The 18,126-nt window shown below is 41.1% G+C and carries 11 protein-coding genes; 7 read left to right on the forward strand and 4 right to left on the reverse strand.

The window, feature by feature from the left end:
• Positions 1–198: 198 nt before the first annotated feature.
• Complete coding sequence (gene yfbR / locus KZ793_RS14655) at positions 199–792, forward strand: 5'-deoxynucleotidase (RefSeq protein ID WP_225816009.1); 594 nt, start codon at positions 199–201, stop codon at positions 790–792.
• On the opposite strand, the gene KZ793_RS14660 is transcribed toward yfbR, so the two are convergent.
• Both KZ793_RS14660 and yfbV read right to left on the reverse strand, forming a co-directional pair.
• On the reverse strand, positions 789–2,621 hold the full coding sequence (locus KZ793_RS14660) for an SLC13 family permease (RefSeq protein ID WP_225816010.1): 1,833 nt from the start codon (positions 2,619–2,621) through the stop codon (positions 789–791). The genes yfbR and KZ793_RS14660 overlap by 4 nt on opposite strands.
• Positions 2,622–2,739: 118 nt before the next feature.
• Positions 2,740–3,195, reverse strand: a complete 456-nt coding sequence (gene yfbV, locus KZ793_RS14665; RefSeq protein ID WP_118987422.1) for a terminus macrodomain insulation protein YfbV — start codon at positions 3,193–3,195, stop codon at positions 2,740–2,742.
• A 391-nt stretch (positions 3,196–3,586) separates the two neighbouring features.
• Here yfbV and ackA point away from each other — a divergent pair, with 391 nt between their 5' ends.
• The 3 genes from ackA to KZ793_RS14680 all read left to right on the forward strand — a co-directional run bounded on the left by ackA (position 3,587) and on the right by KZ793_RS14680 (position 8,174).
• On the forward strand, positions 3,587–4,789 hold the full coding sequence (ackA, locus tag KZ793_RS14670; RefSeq protein WP_225816011.1) for an acetate kinase: 1,203 nt from the start codon (positions 3,587–3,589) through the stop codon (positions 4,787–4,789).
• Between the two features lie 84 nt (positions 4,790–4,873).
• Positions 4,874–7,000 (forward strand): phosphate acetyltransferase, encoded by a 2,127-nt coding sequence (pta, locus tag KZ793_RS14675; RefSeq protein WP_225816043.1) that lies wholly within the window; start codon positions 4,874–4,876, stop codon positions 6,998–7,000.
• A 505-nt stretch (positions 7,001–7,505) separates the two neighbouring features.
• A complete protein-coding gene (locus KZ793_RS14680) occupies positions 7,506–8,174 on the forward strand; it encodes an RES family NAD+ phosphorylase (RefSeq protein ID WP_132354655.1) in 669 nt (222 codons plus the stop codon).
• A gap of 37 nt (positions 8,175–8,211) precedes the next feature.
• Here KZ793_RS14680 and KZ793_RS14685 read toward each other — a convergent pair whose 3' ends face one another.
• On the reverse strand, positions 8,212–8,838 hold the full coding sequence (locus KZ793_RS14685) for a helix-turn-helix domain-containing protein (protein ID WP_225816012.1): 627 nt from the start codon (positions 8,836–8,838) through the stop codon (positions 8,212–8,214).
• Between the two features lie 181 nt (positions 8,839–9,019).
• On the reverse strand, positions 9,020–9,676 hold the full coding sequence (locus KZ793_RS14690; RefSeq protein ID WP_225816013.1) for a hypothetical protein: 657 nt from the start codon (positions 9,674–9,676) through the stop codon (positions 9,020–9,022).
• Between the two features lie 653 nt (positions 9,677–10,329).
• Between KZ793_RS14690 and KZ793_RS14695 the strand changes: the two genes are divergently transcribed.
• Genes KZ793_RS14695 through KZ793_RS14705 form a run of 3 tightly spaced genes read left to right on the forward strand, consistent with a single transcriptional unit; the run spans position 10,330 to position 18,056 of the window.
• Positions 10,330–12,027 carry a ShlB/FhaC/HecB family hemolysin secretion/activation protein gene (locus KZ793_RS14695; RefSeq protein WP_225816014.1) on the forward strand — a complete coding sequence of 566 codons (1,698 nt, stop codon included), beginning with the start codon at positions 10,330–10,332 and terminating at the stop codon, positions 12,025–12,027.
• Between the two features lie 48 nt (positions 12,028–12,075).
• Positions 12,076–17,601: a two-partner secretion domain-containing protein gene (locus tag KZ793_RS14700; protein WP_225816015.1), complete on the forward strand. Its 5,526-nt coding sequence runs from the start codon at positions 12,076–12,078 to the stop codon at positions 17,599–17,601.
• On the forward strand, positions 17,601–18,056 hold the full coding sequence (locus KZ793_RS14705; protein ID WP_225816016.1) for a hypothetical protein: 456 nt from the start codon (positions 17,601–17,603) through the stop codon (positions 18,054–18,056). The genes KZ793_RS14700 and KZ793_RS14705 overlap by 1 nt, the downstream gene beginning before the upstream one ends.
• Positions 18,057–18,126 lie beyond the last annotated feature (70 nt).

Genomic DNA, 18,126 nt, shown 5'->3' on the forward strand with positions numbered 1-18,126 from the left:
AACATTGCCAGTTAATAGTAAATGTAAATTAATCACATTAACCTTGCTATACAGTCTGGATACCGATTTTAATGTGTACCAGATAAATAGCCAATTTCCCTATGAAAATAAGGGATAAAAATAAGAAACAATTTTAAGGTTTACTTTACCCCTCTCCACCGCTCACAATAAAAACAATGTTTACTGTAAGAGATGATTATGAGCCACTTTTTTGCCCACCTTTCCCGTTTGAAACTGATTAACCGTTGGCCTCTGATGCGCAATGTACGTACAGAAAATGTATCTGAACATAGCTTACAGGTGGCCTTTGTCGCACACGCCTTAGCCATTATCAAAAACCGCAAATTTGGTGGCGATGTGAATGCTGAACGCATTGCGTTGCTGGCTATGTATCACGATGCCAGCGAAGTTATTACCGGAGATTTACCCACTCCGGTCAAATATCACAATCCACATATCGCACGGGAATACAAAAAGATAGAAAAAATCGCGCAGAAAAAATTACTGGAAATGCTGCCAACAGAGCTGCAAGAGGATTTCCGTCCAATCCTAGATGACAGCCAGCATACAACAGAGGAAACTTTTATCATTAAACAGGCCGATTCCCTGTGTGCTTACCTCAAATGTCTGGAAGAGTTATCGGCAGGCAACCATGAATTCAATCTGGCGAAAACCCGACTTGAAAAAACCCTGGCTGATCGTCACAGCCAGGAGATGGATTACTTTATGAAAGTTTTTGTACCGGGATTCAGCCTGTCATTGGACGAAATTAGCCTTGATATTCCACATTAGAATGGAAATAACCAAGGGACAACCAGCACACTTATCACCATCACCAATATGGTAAACGGCACGCCCAAACGGACAAAATCGGAGAACTTATAACCACCGGGGCCAAGAACCAGCGTATTCACTGGGGACGAAACCGGGGTCATAAATGCGGCGGAAGCGGCCACACCAATAATCATGGCAAATGGCATGGGAGATACTGCCATTTCACGCGCCGCAGCAATGGCTATCGGTGCCATTAATACCGCCGTTGCCGTGTTGGAAATAAACAAACCGATTACGGCACAAAGTATAAACAGACATACCAGCATCACCCTCGGCCCCATATCACCGGCAATATCCATCAAGCCACGGACAATCAGATCAATCCCGCCGGTTTTCTGTAATGCCAGTGCAAACGGCATCATCCCGACAATCAGGATAATACTGGGCCAATGAATAGAGCGGTACGCACTTTCCATATCAATACAACGGAATTTTCCCATCAACAGGCAAGCTATCAACGCGGCAATCACATTGGGTACTTCATCGGTAAGCATCATGGCTACCATCAGCGCCAGACTAAAAAGCGCATGTGGCGCTTGAGACGTTGCCGGGGCCATCTCTTCGATCTCAATCGGCAGATTAAGGACAATAAAATCGCGCATTTTGGTTTGCAGGACACGTATCAGTTTCCAGTCACCAATAACCAGCAAAATATCACCAAGTTGCAGTGGCGCATCGACCAATTTACCCGACAGCGATTCACCATCACGTCGAATACCAACAACATTCAAACCATAGCAGGTACGAAAACCGATTTCTCTCAGTGATTTACCTAATAAATCCGACTCCGGGATCAGAGAAACTTCAGCCATACCTACGTTACGAGATCGTTCAGAGAAATACTCCCCGCGCAGCACCATCGGCTCTAATAATTGCTCACTGCAAAACTCACGCAGATCCACCTCACTGTCTGACATATCAATCAGCAATACATCCCGTTCTCTCAATTCGGTATTGCCCATCGCGCTGACCATAACGCGCCGGAAACGCCGCCAACGCTCAATACCAACGACATTAGCCCCATAGCGAGCACGCAAATTTGACTCATCAAGAGAAAGACCTATCAGCGGGGAACCTTGGCGGATCGCTAGACGACGCGCGCGGCCTGATAATTTATAGTCACGGATAAGATCACGAAAAGTGCGTCTATTCCATTTGTCATGACCTTTATCCGATTGATTATTTCCCAACCAATGGCGAGCGATCAGCATATAACCAATACCGGCAAACAGAATCAAAACACCAATAGGGGTAATAGAGAAAAATTTGAAACCGGGCAACCCTTCCCGTATCAACTCACTGTTAACCACCATATTGGGTGGCGTCGCGACCAATGTCATCATGCCACTGATAAGCCCGGCAAAACTCAAGGGCATCATCAACCGCCCCGGCGAAATTTTCATTCTTGCCGCCACACTGAGCACCACCGGAATGAAAATCGCGACCACCCCCGTAGAGCTCATAAAAGCGCCAAGCCCCGCAACAGTCATCATCAGTAACGCCAACATTTTGGTTTCGCTGTTTCCGGCAGCCCTTACCAGCCAGTCCCCCATTTGATAAGCAACGCCAGTTCTTACCAATCCTTCACCAATAACAAACAGGGCAGCTATCAGTAACACATTGGGATCACTAAAGCCGCTGGTCGCTTCACCGAGCGTCAACGTTCCACTCATGACAAACGCGATAATCACCAATAATGCAACAATATCCATCCGCAGTTTATTGGTAGTAAAAAGAACAATAGCTATCAGCAGCAGGGTCAATACCCACAAGAGTTCGCTATTCAAAATGGCCTCTATCAACAAAAAAGAAGATATTAGTGTCGAAAACTTGGCTAGTAGACCATTTTATTGAGGGAAAATCTCCAGTTGCGATCAACAATGTGTCTACTTTTCATCATGAATCTTAAATATCATCAAGAAACGACCGATCGAGTTGTTTAAATGCGCGTTTCAGCAGTTCTGCGAGAGATTGATAAGTTGGCGTTTGCTGCACTGGTGCCATTGCGATACCGGCGGCGGCAAATTTATCACGGATTTCATGAAACCATTTCAGCAATGCCGCTGGTAACGGTGTTGATGCCCGCTTCCCCAGCCACCATAACCCTTGCATAGGTAAACTACACGCAAACAGTGCAGTCGCCACCGCTGGGCCAAGCTGACCACCCAGTGCGATTTGCCACGTCAGAGTAAAAATAGCCAACGGCGGCATAAACCGGATACCAAAGCGGGTTGCCTTAATAATCCGATTTTCAGGAAACATGGGCGCCAACTGTTTCTCAATCGGCCAAGTTTTCATGTATTGCTGTCCCAGTTGCATCTTTCTCATCCATCCATTACTGGCGGGAGGTATTGCGCTCATCATGACCTCAATCAATTAAAAACACATTTTTTAAAAAAACATTGTAAATGATAAAATATTTTTTGTAGGATTAAGTATATTTTGTCTTTGCTGCTAGCTATCGGTATCCTACATTCACTTTTATGTTATACAGAGCAGTAAAGCGGCATATTTTACTTTTTTTACTGCATTTAGGCTCATTTTGTTAACAAATCACTCTATCTCTTAACATCATAGCTAGCAAAAAAGGTTTTTTGAAAATTTAAACCTTATCATCATGCTCTTCGCACTCAGCATGATGTTAATCATTTAATGTCATCACTATATGCTCTACGCTGATGAGTAATTGACGCTTTATTAATCACATGTCTTATCTGTAAGACTCAATGACAAACACGATATAGGTACTTCCATGTCAAGTAAGCTGGTACTGGTCCTCAATTGCGGTAGCTCTTCTCTGAAATTTGCTATCATCGATCCTGCTAACGGTGAAGAATATCTTTCTGGTCTAGCTGAATGTTTTAACCTGCCTGAAGCCCGCATTAAGTGGAAAATGGATGGCGCAAAACATGAAGCCGCTTTAGGTGCTGGTGCAGCCCACAGTGAAGCATTGAACTTTATTGTTAATACGATTCTGGCCGAAAAACCAGAACTTTCTGCTCAAATCGCCGCCATCGGTCACCGCATTGTGCACGGCGGTGAAAAGTTTACCGCATCCGTCACCATCAATGATGAAGTTATTCAGGGCATTAAAGATGCGGTTCCATTCGCACCATTGCATAACCCTGCTCACTTGATTGGCATTGAAGAAGCGAAAAAAGGTTTCCCACACCTGACTGACAAAAACGTTGCTGTATTTGATACCGCTTTCCATCAGACCATGCCGGAAGAGGCTTACCTCTATGCCCTGCCATACAACCTGTATAAAGAGCACGGCATTCGTCGTTATGGCGCTCATGGAACCAGCCACTTCTTCGTTTCCCGTGAAGCGGCAAAAACGCTCAACAAACCGGTTGAAGAACTGAATGTTATCGTCTGCCACCTGGGTAATGGTGGCTCTATCTCGGCTATCGTTAATGGCCAGTGTGTTGACACCTCTATGGGATTGACGCCACTGGAAGGTCTGGTCATGGGTACCCGCAGTGGTGATATCGATCCGGCAATCATTTTCCATCTGCATGATTCACTGGGCATGAGCGTTGAACAAATCAACAAACTGTTGACCAAAGAATCTGGCCTGCTGGGTCTGACAGAAGTCACCAGCGATTGCCGTTATATCGAAGATAACTACGAAACCAAAGCCGATGCTAAACGTGCTATGGATGTCTACTGCCACCGTCTGGCTAAATACATTGGTTCGTACACTGCACTGATGGAAGGCCGTCTGGATGCCATTATCTTTACCGGTGGTATCGGTGAAAACTCCTCACTGGTGCGTAAACTGGTGCTGAAAAAACTGGCTTTGTTAGGTTTTGAATATGATCATGACCGCAACCTGGCGGCCCGCTTCGGTAAATCCGGTACTATCACGACTGACAACAGCCGTCCTGCTCTGGTGATCCCGACGAATGAAGAATTGGTGATCGCTCAAGACGCTGCGCGCCTGACCGCGTAATACTTTGCACACCGCTAGCCACTGCTGGCGGTGCTATTTTGACCAACGAGCAACCGTAAAGAGGTCTCCGTGTCCCGCACAATTATGTTGATCCCTACCAGCACCAGCGTCGGCCTGACCAGTGTTAGTTTGGGTGTTATCCGCTCAATGGAGCAGAAAGGCGTCAGCCTGAGTGTTTTCAAACCCATCGCCCAATCCCGTTGCTGTGGCGCACAAGATCAAACCACGGCAATCATCCGTTCTCATTCCAGCATTAAAACCGCTGAACCACTGGATATGGCCTATGTGGAATCTTTACTGACCACGAATCAGAAAGATGTCCTGATGGAAAAGATCGTGGCCCTTTACCACGAAAACACCAAAGACGCAGAAGTTATCCTGATTGAAGGTCTGGTTCCAACCCGTAAACATCCGTTCTCCCAATCGCTGAACTATGAAATCGCCAAGACCCTGAACGCTGAAATTGTGTTCGTACTGGCGCTGGGTAACGATTCCCAGGAGCAATTGAAAGAACGCGTTGAACTAGCTCGTGCTGAATTTGGTGGCAGCAAAAACCAGAATATTACCGGTGTTATTATTAACAAACTGAATGCGCCGGTTGATGATCAAGGCCGTACCCGTCCTGATCTGTCAGAGATCTTTGATGAATCCTCAAAAGCCATCGTCGCTAACATCGATCCAAACAAACTGGCTAAAAATAGCCCATTGCCAATCCTTGGCTGCATTCCGTGGAATTTTGATCTGATTGCGACGCGTGCAATCGATATGGCAAAACACCTGAACGCCCGTATTATCAACGAAGGCGCAATCAAAACCCGCCGTGTAAAATCCGTGACCTTCTGCGCACGCAGCATTCCACATATGCTGGAGCACTTCCGTCCCGGTTCCCTGCTGGTCACTTCTGCTGATCGCCCAGATGTTCTGGTTTCAGCTTGTCTGGCGGCTATGAATGGCGTTGAAATCGGTGCAATCCTGCTAACCGGCGGCTATGCCATTGATGAACCTATTAAGCAACTGTGTGAACGTGCTTTCGGCACTGGCCTGCCCGTCTTTATGGTTGATACCAACACCTGGCAAACTTCCCTGAGCCTGCAAAGTTTCAGCCTGGAAGTACCGGCAGATGACCATGAACGTATCGAAAAACTGCAAAACTACGTCGCACAACACATCAACAAAGAGTGGATTGACTCGCTGACAGCGAACTCTGAACGTCCACACCGCCTGTCGCCACCAGCATTCCGTTATCAACTCACTGAGCTGGCACGCAAAGCAGGTAAGCGGATTGTTCTGCCTGAAGGTGATGAGCCTCGTACCGTGAAAGCGGCGTCTATCTGTGCTGACCGGGGTATCGCGCGCTGTGTGCTACTGGGCGATCCAGAAGAGATCCGTCGTGTTGCGGCGGCTCAGGGAATAGAACTGGGTACTGGTATTGAAATTGTTGATCCGGTTGCTGTACGTGAGCGCTATGTCCCACGTCTGGTTGAACTGCGTAAAAACAAGGGCATGACCGAGGTCGTTGCACGCGAACAACTGGAAGACAACGTTGTTCTGGGTACGTTGATGCTGGAACAGAGCGAAGTTGATGGTTTAGTTTCCGGTGCGGTACACACCACGGCAAACACTATCCGTCCACCATTGCAATTAATCAAAACCGCACCGGGTAGCTCGCTGGTATCATCCGTATTCTTTATGCTATTGCCAGAACAAGTTCTGGTTTACGGAGACTGTGCAATCAACCCAGATCCGACTGCTGAACAACTGTCTGAAATCGCCATTCAATCTGCGGATTCGGCTAAAGCGTTTGGTATCGAGCCTCGCGTTGCTATGATCTCCTACTCTACCGGTAACTCCGGTGCGGGCAGTGATGTTGAAAAAGTACGTGAAGCAACCCATCTGGCGCAAGCAAAACGTCCAGACCTGATCATTGATGGTCCATTGCAATATGACGCCGCTATCATGGCAGATGTGGCGAAATCCAAAGCACCAAACTCACCGGTTGCCGGTCAAGCTACCGTGTTCATCTTCCCTGATCTGAACACCGGTAACACCACCTACAAAGCCGTACAACGTTCTGCGGATCTAGTTTCTATCGGCCCGATGCTGCAAGGTATGCGTAAACCGGTGAACGATTTGTCCCGTGGCGCTTTAGTAGACGATATTGTTTATACCGTCGCACTGACTGCCATTCAATCAGCACAGGGAGAAGCGTAACCGTTTCTTGCACGCGCTAATCACATTAATAAGGTCTGACCTTCTTACAGGGTTCAGACCTTTGAATTTATTCTTCTGTGTTATATACCCGTTATCTTTCAAGTTGCCTCTTTGTTGGCTGCACTCACCCCGGCCACATAGTTATCTATGCTCCCGGGGATTAGCTCCCTTACTGTCGCGATCCATCTTGATATCCATAGAGTATAAACCTTACGCCAATCTTACTTGATGAAATTGGGCATAATTCAATCCGCTTGGTGATTTGTTTTAATTCAGTACAATTTAGAGAGGATTAAAGATCATAATCCGTAGCGGGTTATTTTCAGTACTAATAAGTTTAATCGCTAACACACAGCATACCAATATCAGCATCGGCTTGATTAAACGAGAGCCTATTTTAAAAGTTGTATAATTGTTTTATCATCAATGACATTTATAGCACCAACTGGCAAGTGCTCTGCGCTTTATTCACCCAAGAGACAAAAACTTTCGATATAGGTATAAAATGCTGCACAAGGAGATTCTGTATCCCAATCTAGAAAAACAAATTCGGGAAATCTATAAAACCCACACCATTCCAACTTATACTCCCGGCGACTGGAATTTAAAACGTTGGCAAAGGAAAGAATGGCCATCTGCTCTGCACTTCAATTTTGGCGATGGACGATATAACTCCCCAGATAATTCTTTTCGAGTATGTTATATGGCCGACCGGGCAGTTACAGCCCTGGCAGAAAGCTATGGGAGGCTATGGCATAAGGAAGGGTTACGATTTATTGATGAATCCGAGATCCGTACTGCGAGAATGTGCAACATTCGTTCATTGAAAAAATTAGTTTTTATCGATATTGCTAAACTTATTGGGATGTTACATATCCCGTTAAGTGTCATGGTTGATGAAGATTACTCAGTGACAAAAAGAGCTATGGCTTGCCTCTATGAACTCTTAAATAATGAAATGGATGGTATTTGCTACATATCTCGCCACTGGCCTACAGACTTCTGTTATGCAGTGTGGGAGAAGCAGGAAGATCGGTTTGTGGACGCAGAGATGCAAAGCTTGGTTGATTACAGGGATTCAGAATATATGCCGAGTACATGGAATGAACCCGACATATCAGCAGATGAATTACTGGAAGAAGTACTTAACTTCAAAATTATCCGACTTGAATAATACAAAGTTGCCCCTCCAAACAGGGCTTTTTTTTATTTCAGCTTGCGATTTGATGACCCACTTGTGACGCAGCTCTCAACATCAAAGCCAGTTCGTTTTCGGAAGCATCGCTTTTCATCATAATATCAAGAGGTGTTCTATTACAGGATAATGGCGTCGTTAAAAAAGACATTTTCGACACTGGGTTAATGCCTACACCCATCACTTTCATTACATCTTCAAAGTAAGGCAAGACTCCGCCGGTAGTGAACTGGAATGTAGGAAAAACGTAATCACTGTTTTTTCTGAAAGCAAGCAACTTTCCGCTTTTCACTCTTATGTTAACAGCCTGACGGCTTATGCCGAGTATCTCTGCAACGTCTCCAGTTTTGATAGTTCCGCCCATTTTATCAAGTTCCTGATAGAACAGAGCTAAGTTTTCAGCGCGGCGTTTAAGCTTACGAAGCTCTCGTGCTGGAGTTCGGACTTTGTGTTCAAGTTGAGTCGTATATAATAGCTCAAGTAGTTCGCTATCACTTAGCACCAGAGCATTTGTGGCCTGCGTTTTCTCTTTAAACTCAGGCAGTAATGATGTGAGCAATTTATCAAATCGCCGTTGCAAAAGGGATTGGTACTCATTAAGAGTCTCAGCATTTTTGCTGCGGTTTGTCAGTATCGTGTTCATAGCACCTCCTTACTTGCTTGACAATTATTATATTCTCACATTATGGAATCGTCAAACTTATACCTGAAGGTAGATGGGTAAAAAATCAGAAATTTAATCGTGCCGCATATTGCGGCACTTTATATTTATCTGCACAAATTTAAGGTTGATAATTACATGGTAACAGAACAGAGGTTAAATCCTATTTTTTTGGATTTTTCGGTAACAATGCATAAGAAACTTGAGCTTGTATTTGATGTCCTGATAACCATTTGTTAAATTCATCACCTACCTTATATTTACTATCCTTGCACTTCGTTCCTTTTTTACCAAGCCCATACGAAGATGTTCCAGCTTCCAGTTTATATTCACACATATGTTTAGTTGTGAATTCATTATATAACCAACCAGCTCCTTCTGTAGTGAATTCTATCAGAATTCTTGGCTTTTTATTTGGAAATTCTTTTGAATAAGTATATTTAGGTGCAATTCCACAATAGTCATTTTCTCCTTTTTTAACACAAGGAATTTCATTATATCCTTTTTGGTCTAATGATATATATTCATTTTTACCCATCCCTCTATACCAATATTTTGCTGTCCTTATCTCATCATCCTGATTATGAGTAGAAGTATTATTTAACTCAACGTCATTTCTTTTTTCAAAATCGTTCACATTCGCTCTAAGTTTGCAATTTTCATACATAGACATGACTTTGGTCTTTGCCAATCCATTTACCGTTATTGCGTTTTTTACCTGATTTCTAATGTTCTCCGGATCTTGCATACAAGCCATACTGAAACTACTAATCGCTAATAAAAACGGCGAAATAAAGAAAACCTTTCTATTCAAATTCATGTTTCTCTCCTTATTTAATTTATGGTTTTATCACTCAATGGAACAAAAATTAATTTCGTTATTATTAAGTTAAAATATAATTTACGACATAAATAGTAATTTAAATAACAATTCAGGCATAAATAAGAAATTAATAACAATAGAGCATTACAATATAAATCATTTAATTCAATTAGTTATTATTACCTTCCTTAAATAAGGATAGACTATTAAATCAAAAAATACAAATTACAGAATCATTAAATTGGAAAAAATTTTATTTAAATATATCAGAATAAATATAGAAAAAATTTCAACAACATATAAAACAAATAATTTATCAGCATTCAAATGTTATATATAAAAATAATAACCACTAGTAGATTAACATAATTCCGCCACACATAATCATCTTCAACCCATTGTTATACATAGAATTATTAGTGATATAAGATGTAGCGCTATTTTGTAATCTTATTTAGAACAGTTTACCTAAAAATTATAATCACACCATAAACAAGATGTCAGATCAAATACCAACCAAATTAAGATTAATTTACACACATTATTTAAAAAACGACCAGATTTATAAAAAACAAAAAACTATAAAAATATTGTTTTAAATTTACATTTATATATAATGCGACGCCATTTTCTTATACATGTAATTTATTATGTCCCTTTATTCTCTGGGCAGAATTTCTGTTCATTCTGCTGGTTTATTAATCCTTGCGCTGTTAGCCATTTCAGGGAAGTCAACGGCATCATCGTTAATCAGTCCTGTTGATCAAAATGCCATTACCCAGCAACAAAAAGACTTATTACAACAAGCGCAACAACAGCGTGATGACATCCGTAATAGCATTACGTTATCACCACTCACAACACCGATATCTGACGATGAAGGATCGTTCTGCCATCCTATTTACAAAATTCAGTTTGAAGGCACAGAAAATCTCTCGGTATCAGTGCAACAGGTATTATCCAAACCTTACTTATCCCGTTGCCTGACTGCCGGTAAAATTAATGAATTAGTCCGCAAGGTATCAAATACCTATATAGAAAAAGGTTATGTAACTTCTCTTGCCGGATTAAAAGAACAGGATTTATCCACCGGCATTCTGACCATTACAGTTACGGAAGGAAAAGTAGGCACAATCCAGCTTGACGGTGAGACGCTCCTTGCCCTGAAAATGGTTTTTCCGGATATGCCTGGAAAGCCCCTTAATCTGCGGGATATTGAACAAGGCATGGAGCAGTTAAACCGACTACCTTCCCAGCAGATAACCATTGATATCCAACCGGCTAAACAGCCCGGTTATTCCGACGTTATTTTAAAACGAACGACTTCCCAATTGCCTGTCCATGCCAGCCTGGGAATAGATAACAGTGGGCAGAAAAATACCGGGCAAGAACAAATTAACACCACTTTAGGACTGGATAATCCACTGCGCCTTGCAGACCTTTGGTCAATATCAGCCAACCGCAACAGTGATTTTCACCATAATCATCTGAGCTGGAGTGTAACATCAGGAGTGACAATCCCTTATGGCTACTGGTCATTTGATTATCAGTATGTTAGGAACAGCTCATTTCAAATGATATCCGCAGATACATTCAATGCCCGCCATGAAAGCAAAGGACAAACTAACCAATTAAAAATAAACCGGACATTATACCGTGATGGTCAGCAAAAACTGGCTCTGAATATGGGATTAGTCCGTCGCCAAACTTCCAATGTTACGGCTGGAGTCAAGTTATCCGTTAGCAGCCCAACATTAAACACTGCCAGTTTGGGAGCTAACTACAGTACTGTTCTGGCAGGAGGTTATCTTACGTTCAACCCAACGTTCAACCATGGGTTAACTGGCTGGGGAGCAACTAAAGATAATTCCGGCGACCGCAATGCCCCCAAGAGTCAGTTTCGTAAATTTAGCCTGAGCAGTAGTTATTTTATTCCTGTCACGGAAGATATTTATTGCCTGTCCTCCCTGTATGGACAATTTACTCCGGATAATCTTTATGCCGGTGAACGCCTTTCATTAGGCGGACAATATTCCGTCCGAGGATTTAAGGAACAAAATCTCATCGGGAATAATGGTGGATATTGGCGCAATGAACTCAACTGGAAATTAACCAGACTCCCTTTATTGGGTGAACTTTCTTTAAATAGTGCACTGGATACAGGCTGGCTGGAAAACAATAAAAAAAGACAAATCGAAGGAGGTAATGTCACGGGAACATCACTAGGTATTTCATTCAATCACAGTAGGATGAATCAGACGATCACAATAGGAAAACCACTAATTTATCCCAATCATCTCAGACCAGACCACTGGGTCGTTTATTGGTCTGCATCACTCAATTTTTAATAAAACCATACCAACAAATTTGGACTTAATTTAATCAAAGGACGCAATATGGATAAATTTAACAGCCCTGTGGCAAAGGGAACCTGTTATTTTTTGATTTACCTGACAGGTATATATCCTCTTAATTCGGCAGTGGCAGGTGATATTACCCCTGACAATACACAGACACAAATACATAACAATGGCAATGTTCCGATAGTGAATATTGCTGCACCTAATAATGCTGGGATATCTCACAATACGTATAAAGAGTTTAATACCGGGACTCAAGGCGCAGTATTAAATAACGCCACACAAGCAGTTAACTCTCAACTTGCCGGCCAAATCAGTGCTAACGCCAATCTGCATGGAAAAGCAGCCCAACTTATTATCAACGAAGTCACTGGAAGCAGCCGTTCCGAACTACTGGGACAGCTGGAGGTTGCCGGCCAGAAAGCCAACGTCATGATAGCCAACCCCAATGGTATTACCTGTAATGGATGTGGATTTATTAATACCTCAGGAGCAGTATTGACTACAGGTAAACCGCAATTTGATAAACAAGGTGCACTTGAAGCCCTGAAAGTGACAAAAGGCCAAATCACCATTGGTGGCAAAGGGTTAAATGGCCAGTCAACAGATTATGTCGATATTATCAGCCGGGCTACTGAACTGAATGGAAAAATTCAAGCCAATAACCTCTCACTCACACAAGGAGCCAACCAAATTTCCTTCAAAGACGGCACGGCAAAGACCATTGCCGGTGAAGGTGCAGCGCCACAACTGGCTATTGATACCAAAGCGTTGGGTGGTATGTATGCCAATAAAATCCGCCTGATTGCAACGGAAAATGGTGTTGGGATTAATCTGAAAGATATCACCAGCACCCAACGCGATATCACATTAAGTGCTAATGGCAAAATTGAACTTGGCAATATTAAGGCTAAGACAGACTTAAATGTGGGTGCTAAAAAAATTAATATCGAACCGAATACTCCGGTTCAGGCAGCAAGGAATATTGTTCTGACTGGTGATAAGATCACCAATAAAGGTAGTGTGACTGCTGGGCAAGATATGCGGGTGTATGGTGGTACTATCAGCAATATCGGTGCTCAGGCCCTCCTGCAAGCTAATAATAATATGTGGGTCCAGAAAGATGTCGATGGGAACAAAAATGAGTTAGTTGAAAATAAGTCCGGGACAATAAAAACAAATAATGGTGACTTAATCATCAGAACTAAACATTTAGCTAATGAACGGGAAAATCTAAAAATAACAAAACAAACTCAGCGAGTGAATGCTGATAATAAACTAGAAGGTTCAATTAATTTTGAAAAACCTATTTACGTAGATGTACCACATAGAGACAAAAAATTAGAATACATTAATTTCACATCAGAAACCAATAGTAATCCAGCAATTATTTCATCCGGTAACAACGCTTATTTATATGGGGATAAATTACTTAATAAAAGCAGCAATATCTTAGCTAAGAATAATTTAATTCTTACAGGGACATATTTAGAAAACAGTGGGGTTTCTTTAGGAATATTAGAAAAATACAAGGAATACTTTGGTTCCCCAGAAAACATTAAGAATATTTTAAGCAGAGATATTTCAATATGGAAGAATAGTGGATTTTTAGAGTCAAAATTAAGCGCCGGAAATAATTTGGTTTCTGATTTTAAAGAGACGATTCTGATAAAAGATAAATTACCCGATGAAGCCAACAATATTGATCAAATAATCTCTGACAATAATCAGATATCTTTAAATGCAAAGAATATCTTGCTGCATGCCAAAGATATTGATATCTCAACCGGGATAAAAGCAGACAATGATATTAATATTATTGCTGACAACACCGTTAAAACATCTTTAGCCACCTTAAACTCTGGAGAAAATATTGCCATAACGGCATTTAATGACATTAACTTATTACAAAGCAATTTAAAAAGCAAAAACATTGCTTTAATGAGTCATCATGGTGAGTTAAGTGTAAAAGACTCTTTAAGGGCTTTTTATTTAGACAATACCCGTTGGCTAAATAAATTAGATGCTTCTAGCGACTTAAGCCTTTTGGCCGGTAAAAATATTTATATCAAAGATACGTTATTTGCATCCAAAAGTAAAAATATTTCATTTAATGCCAGTAAAGATATTACGATTGAACATACCGATGATTTATTGAATCACCATAACGTAATGCAACCGCTTTCAGTTGACCGAGAAGCAGAACTATTCAGTAGCTTATCTCCCACAGTAACATTAAATTCATCCGGTTCAATTTTAATGAATAGTGGTGGAAGTCTATCTTTAAACAGAGTAAATTTAGAAGCTGATAAGGATATTGAACTATATGCTGGTTACGATTTTAATCATTATATAAAAGCAATTAATCCTAAGAATTTCAGAGTTTCAACTATCACCAGATTGCCAAATCTCCAAACTCATATTAAATCTGGCAATAATTTACTCATCAATACATGGCATGATATCACCTTAGAAGGCTCAGACATTTTAACGAAAGGTTCAACCAATTTATTAGCCGGAAACTCAATAAATTTATTATCGATACCTTATCATTTTTTTAATGAAACTATGATAGATATAATGAACTATCTCTTTCTTTTTAAAAATCCGGCTATAAATATGAATTATATTATTACAACGATTAAGGCTGGCAAAGATATAAATTTAACAACTGGTGGAAAGCTTTTAGCAGAAGCTACAAAATTATCGGCTAATGGTAATATTATCGCATTTTCTGACGATAATATGAACTTTGAGTCAGTGACTATTTCTGAACGCAGCTATTCTCAAGATACCGGTCGCGTTGAAAAAAAAACCAATAAAGTATCTGAATTAACTGCTGGTGGTATTTTAAAACTATTTACCAATGGAAGTATTTTATTTGAAGCAACTAAATTAACTGCGAAAGGGTTAGGGGCTGTTTGGAAAGATCCTATCCTGATATCAAATCACAGCGGCCCTGTAATTAGTGCAGAAACCAAAGTAAGAGAAGCCCAAGAAAAACTTGAAATAATTCAAAAAGAAAAAGCTCCCTTAGAAAAAGAAGTAAATGATTTAAAGCTGGCTATTGCAGAAATAGAAGCTAAATTTAACGCTTTTCATGAAAAGACAAAAAGTAATAGGAGGCCTGCTGGTGAAAAAGGTATATTATTCATAAGAGATCTTGCTACTAAAGAAAAACGAGAAAAATTAGCTCCTAAGCTAGATAAACTAAATGAAATAGAATCTAGAATTAATCAGGTTAAAAATACTTTGGCTACAGCTAATAATCAATTAGTTAAAGCTATACAAGAAGCCAAAAATAAAGGTGATACTGAAATAAAATTACAAACTGATATAGATGCCCATAATAAAGCAGAAGCAATGCGTATAGGGACTATCGATGTTGCGGCTAAAGGTGGATATTTATATGCCAAAGCACAAATGAATTCAGAAAAACATAAAATAACCCGAAAAAGTTCAAGCGGAGGTTTCTTTGGTGGTACTAAAACAACCACGACAGTTAGTCATAAAACTGGCCATGATGTAAGCGAATTTATTGCGGCTGGAAATATTACTATGCTAAGTCATGATGACAGTACTTATGAAGCGAGTAAAATAGAAGCAGGTAAAAACATTAGACTTATTAGTACTCATGGTTCAGTTAATTTTAAATCCATGCCAAATACTTCATTTGAGCAAACGACTAGTCATTCGAAAGGTTTTTTCATTAAACAATCTAATAGTGGACACAATAACACCACTTGGACATTACCAGCGATATCTGCCGGGAGCTTATTTACTGTAGATGCTAATTCAGGAATTAACGCTGATATTAAGACACAAAAAAGCCAATCTCTGCAAACTGCATTGAAGATGCTTGGAGAAAATCCAGAAACTGCTTGGTTAAAAGATTTAAACAATCGACATGATGTAAAATGGAATGAAGTTCAAGATGCTTATGAGAATTGGAACTACAGTAACCAACAATTAAGCCCGGTAGCTTCTGCTGTTATAGCAATAGCCGTAGCAGCAGTGACTGCGGGATCGGGTTTAGTTGTCGCTGCTGGCGCATCTGCGGCTTCTACCGCTACGGGAGTTGGTGCAGCGACAGCCGCAACAGCAACGACTACAGGCGCTGTTGTTTCCGGCGCAACCATTGCCGGTATATCGTCTTTAGCTTCTAAGGCAGCGGTTACTCTGGTTAATAACCAAGGAAACTTATCTAAAACCTTTAGAGATTTAGGTAATAGCGACACGGTAAAATCCACCGTTACTTCAATGGCGATTGGTGGGGCACTGACCGGGTTCGATCAAGCGATGGGTTGGAGTGCCACTAAAGATGGCGCTAACGCAGCGGCTTCATCAACCCATTCAAATATCCCTTTATTAAGTAAAGGCGCAGATTGGAGCAAAGTCGCCCAACGTGTTGCTGGACAATCAATTATCAGTTCCAGTTTAAATACCACAATTAATGGTGGCAGCTTTAAAGATAATTTCGCTACAGCATTGCTTGCCAATATTGGCAGCCAGATTAACGCCGAAGGTGCCGGGTTGATTGGTGATAACGGTCAGGTATTAGGTTTACCCGGAAAAGCCATCAGCCATGCGGCAGTTTCTGCCCTTGCTGCGGAAATTGGCGGCGGTGATGCCAAAGGGGCGGCTGCCGGGGCATTAGCGGCAGAACTGGCCGCGATAACATTGGATAAAACATTCAGCGATCCAATGAAAATTCAGGCGGGCGGCAAAATCATCGGCAGCATTGCAGGCGCCATTGCGACCAATAGCGCCAAAGGCGCTAACAGTGGGGCCAATGCCGGGGAAATTGTTATTCTCTTTAACCACCTGAACTCCATGAATGCCTACAATCTGGCCAGAGAGCTCCAGGAAGCTAATAAGCAGGGAACGCCTACCGAAGCAATCTGGAACAAATACAATAAACTGAGCGCAGCACAACGGGCAGAAATGTTATCTGACTGTGCCGGGAACGGTGGGTTATGTACATTGACCTATCAGGCTGAAATGGACAGTGGGATAAAAACAGCGGATGCTCTTAGTGGCTTAAGATGGATGTTTGACTTATCGGCTGAGGATGCCCATCGTATCAGCCAGTTTGTGACGACAGAAAATCAGAACGATTTAGGGCTGTTGTATAACTCGCTGCCTGCCTGGGAAAAAGGTGCATTAATAGCCAAAGAAGCGGTAGAATCTGCCGGTATTGGTAGCGCTATTGGCGGTAAAGTTTCGGTTGCTTCGATTATAGGGAAGAATAAAGGTCAGCAATCTTCACATGGCTATACGCTAAACAAAAATGGTCAAATGATAGGTGCAAATGGAGTTCAAGTGCCGAGTAAAACAATTTGGAAAGGAGTAGGTAAAGAACGTATTGATGTGGAAAATCCAAATCCTGGTCAACGAGCAGGACAATTACACTATCAAGACAATCAAGGAAATAAGTACTATTATGACCTTATTTCAAATACATTTCCTGATGCGCCTAAAAAAGTCAATGAGTTATTAAAGAATAGTAATTTCAAGAATGCGATTGATAAAGGCATGAAACAATACCTAGGAGAAAAATAATGCTAAAAGCTAACTTAAGCATGAAACAGAAAATGAATGAGTTAAAAGGAAATCATTTGGTTCTTACAGATGAACTACAATCAATCATTTCCAGTGGATTTATTGAAAAGGAACATTGTTTTTTCTCTAAAAAAATGATGACTTATAGCTCTTCTGCATCCCAAAAACACTTTCAGGATTGTGTTGGATTTGAATGTTTTGTAAATTCACTTCATATTGATGACTATGTGAATAAAGATTATTTAGAATATTCAATATTATTCTGTAATTCCTTACTTATTTCATGGAATTCTTTTAATCCCATTAGTAAACTTAATGTTATTATTTCATTAGACGAATTTGGGTCTTTAGTTAAATTTCATTTAGACAGGAATGGGGAAATGTGGTTAAATGAAGACTTAGAATCATATGATGAGCCTATTTTAATAACAAGCAGTTTTATTGAATTACAGTAAAAAACACATAATAAATAAGTCAAATATAACCATATATAAATATATGGTTATATTGGTCAGCAAAGCCAAT

It is taken from the genome of Photorhabdus antumapuensis, from assembly GCF_020387775.1.
In the GTDB taxonomy this organism is placed as follows: domain Bacteria; phylum Pseudomonadota; class Gammaproteobacteria; order Enterobacterales; family Enterobacteriaceae; genus Photorhabdus; species Photorhabdus antumapuensis.